The sequence below is a fragment of the Thioalkalivibrio sp. ALE11 genome (assembly GCF_000381205.1).
In the GTDB taxonomy this organism is placed as follows: Bacteria; Pseudomonadota; Gammaproteobacteria; order Ectothiorhodospirales; family Ectothiorhodospiraceae; genus Thioalkalivibrio.
On the sequence record NZ_KB906205.1, the window covers coordinates 1 to 3,630 of the forward strand.

General features: G+C 62.6%; 2 protein-coding genes and 1 pseudogene. All 3 read left to right on the forward strand.

The features are described from left to right. Positions 1-233: 233 nt before the first annotated feature. Positions 234-1,772 (forward strand): sulfotransferase, encoded by a 1,539-nt coding sequence (locus tag F620_RS0114035; protein WP_019571078.1) that lies wholly within the window; start codon positions 234-236, stop codon positions 1,770-1,772. 184 nt (positions 1,773-1,956) lie between these two features. Continuing rightward, positions 1,957-3,201: a flagellin gene (locus F620_RS0114040; protein WP_019571079.1), complete on the forward strand. Its 1,245-nt coding sequence runs from the start codon at positions 1,957-1,959 to the stop codon at positions 3,199-3,201. A gap of 325 nt (positions 3,202-3,526) precedes the next feature. After that, positions 3,527-3,630, forward strand: a pseudogene (locus tag F620_RS15425) (flagellin); the annotation flags it as partial.

Below are 3,630 nucleotides of genomic sequence, written 5' to 3' on the forward strand. Positions count from 1 at the left end.
GTCGCCGGCGCAGGTCCGTGCCGACTACCTTGAAACTATGCCGGTGGCGGCATGATCATGCTTACGGAGTGTCCAGGCATCCGGGTGCGGTACACGCCCGGCGATAACTTAACCTGCGGAAAGACTTCCAGAAGGAGCGCGACAGCATGGCGGCGGGAAAGAGAATCGGGAAGACGAAGAAGGTCGGGAAGAACAGAAAGAGCCGGAAAGGCCAGTCGGAATCGGAAAAACTGTTGAAGAAAGCCTCCGCTGCCTTCGATGAAGGGGACTACGATGAGGTCGAAGCCTTCTGCGGGGAACTGCTCAAGCGGGACCCGAACAGCGCCGATGCGTTGCGGATGCTGATCCGGAGCACGTTTGAACAGACACGCTACAACACCGCCACGCTGTATGCCTCCAAGCTTGTACAGATGTGTCCCGAGGACCCCGCGAGTTACAACCGGCTCGCCAGCGTGCTTCTCATAAGGGGGCGTTATGAAGCGGCGGGAGCCGCATTGCGCGAGGCCCTGAGGCTCGATCCAGACCAGCTGGCGCTGTACAACTATGCCCGCGTTTTGCAGGCATATGGCCGCTGGGACGAGGCGGCAGAGATCCTCGAGTCACTGGTCGGCGTGGCTCCCTACAGGCCGAACATCTGGTTTTCCTATGCCCATTCCCGGCATTTTCCCGCCGATTCTTCCCCGCGCCGGGACCTCGAAAAGGTGATTCGCAAGGGAAAGTTCAGCCTCCACGATCAGGGGCATCTACACTTCTCTCTGGCAAAGCTTCACAAGGATGCAGGGGATGTGGAACAGGCGTTCGCGGCCTTCGAAAAGGGCAACGACCTGCGGGCCAGGTCGATCCAGAAGCAGGTCGACGGCATTCGGGAGGGTCGGATTCTCCAGACGGTCGGGACCCGGGAAGCGGTCTTCACGGAAGAATGGAAACGCGGCCTCGATGGCCCGGAAGTATCCCCGCGGCCGTTGAGCGTGATCCTGGGCGCGCCCCGTTCCGGCAAATCGCTGCTGGAGGGGGCGCTGTCCGCGCATTCGCGGACCCGCCACTATGGCGAACTCGGAGGGGTGCAGGAACTCCTCGCGGAGTTGCCCAGAGAGGTACGCAACAGATACCCCCTGTTCATTCGGGAACTCGGCAGCGAGGCCCTGGGAAGGCTCCGCGCCCGCATGGATTCGATCTGGGGCGAGGCCGTGGACGACCAGGTGGGTGCCTACGTGCTGACCAACCCGAGCAACGTCTGGCACGTGGGCACCCTGATGGCGTTGAACCCCGATACGCGCGTCGTTTTCTGTGAGCGGGACCCGGTGGACAACGCGATGGCCATCTACATGCGTTGGTTCGCGCGAGCCATGCCGTATGCCTGGGCCATCGATACAATCGCGGAATACATTCTGGCTTACCGTCGGCTTGTAGATCACTGGGAGGCACTTTTCCCGGACCGTGTGGAACGCGTGCGCTACGAAGACTATCTGCAGGCACCGGATACCCATGCTTCCAGAATTCTGCGCTTCCATGGGTTTGACTGGGAGTCGGAATGCGCGGATTCCGCCGGCGAATCGGTGGATCCGGCGCGCGTGGGCATGGCAGGAAGCTCGGAGCGCCGCAGCCGCGTGAACCCGGAGTTCGCACGTATTGGAGACGAATTTGCGGCCTACCGGCCTGCCTTCGAGCGCGCGGTTGAAGAAGCACGCGAACGCGTGTCCGAGTACGAGTTCCCACGAACCACAAACGTTCGTGTGACCGTTGGTGGGGCGAGCCCCCGCGGGGAACAGTGACGGGCGCAAGACCTGAGTATCGAGCGGACATCCGGCGGTGTCGAGCCCGCGAACCGAAGGAAAACGGCTCCATGCCCTAAAGACCCCGGGGTGACGGTCGTTAAGGGAATCGAAGGCGGCATGAGGCCGCCCAGGGATTGCCTCAGCCGGCCCGGCCGGCACTCAAGTTCCGGAGGAAGCAAACATGTCTCAGGTCATCAACACCAACGTTCTTTCGCTGAATGCCCAGCGCAATCTGAACCAGACCCAGGGTGATCTCGCCCAGTCGCTGGAGCGCCTGTCGTCCGGCCTGCGCATCAACAGCGCCAAGGACGACGCGGCCGGTCTCGCGATCTCGGAGCGGTTCACCACGCAGATCAACGGCCTCAATCAGGCGGTGCGCAACTCGAATGACGGCATCTCGTTCGCACAGACGGCCGAGGGTGCGCTGGACACCATTGGTGATGCACTGCAGCGGGCGCGGCAGCTGGCCGTGCAGTCGGCGAACGACACCAACTCGGCGTCGGACCGTCAGGCGATCAACGACGAGGTCCAGCAGCTGATGGAGGAAGTGAGCCGAGTGGCCAACTCCGCGGAGTTCAACGGTGGTCGGATCCTGGATGGCACGGTGGAGGACCTGTTCTTCCAGGTGGGCGCGAACCAGGGTCAGACTATTGCCGTGGACGGGGTGGATGCCCGGACCTCCGAGCTGGGAGCAACCGAGGTGGTTGGTTCCGGTGGCCTTACGCAGGAACAGATCGCCCAGATCGATGAGGTGGATGGATTCAGCGGGCCATTCGAAGACATTACCATCAGCAGTGACGATTTCGACGACATTCAGGTCCAGCTATCGGGTGATGATACTCCGGGCGGGGAGGTCGAGCCTGCCGCAACTCTTGAGGATGCGGTCCGCATGATCAATGCAGCCATCACGGAAGCCGCGTCCGCCGGAGACGAAAATGCCAAAGACGTCGCGGATGCCGATCTGGAAGCCGCGCTGAGGGTCAAGAACGACGGTACCACCACGATCGCGATCACCTCGCGTCTGGGCACCGAGAATCTGGATGTGACGGATGGCAATGTGGACGTTGACGGAGCTCCGGTAGCACTTTTCGATGATGATGGTGGCGCAGACGTCACCCTGAACGATGTCGACGTGGTGACTCGTGAGACGGCGACCCAGTCCATCGGTGCTTTCGACGGCGCCTTGACCAAGGTCAACTCGCTGCGTGCGGAGCTGGGTGCGGTGCAGACACGTTTCGAGAGCACGATCGCGAACCTGGAGATCGGTTCGGAGAACCTGTCGGATGCGCGTTCGCGGATCCGGGACGCGGACTTCGCGGCAGAGACCGCCGAACTGTCCCGGGCGCAGGTGCTGCAGCAGGCCGGGACCACGGTGCTTTCGCAGGCGAATGCGGTGCCGCAGAACGTGCTGGGTCTGCTGCAGTAAGGCTTCGGTTTCCTCCGGGCCCGTGCTGCGGGCCATCCCAGGGCCCGCCCCGAGTGATCGGGGCGGGCCTTTTTGCGTTTTTTGGGGGGGGCTTACGTCGAGGCCGGTGGTTCGCGCGAGAGCGCGGCCCCACAGGGTATGGCTTGGTCCGGGCGTGGCGGTTTTTGCCGCGGTGGCAATGGGGCGGAAATTTTTTGCCGTTGGGGGTTAAAGGTTGCCGGAGGGTGGTCGTTAAGGGGTGTGAGAGGCAATCCCGAACCCATCGTTGCCGCCGGAACGGCAATGACAGGCCGGCAAGCAAAGCGAGCGAAACAAGGAGGGCGTCATGTCCCAGGTCATCAACACCAACGTGCTGTCGCTGAACGCGCAGCGCAATCTCAACGAATCGCAGGGGGCGCTGTCGCAGTCGCTGGAGCGTCTGTCGTCGGG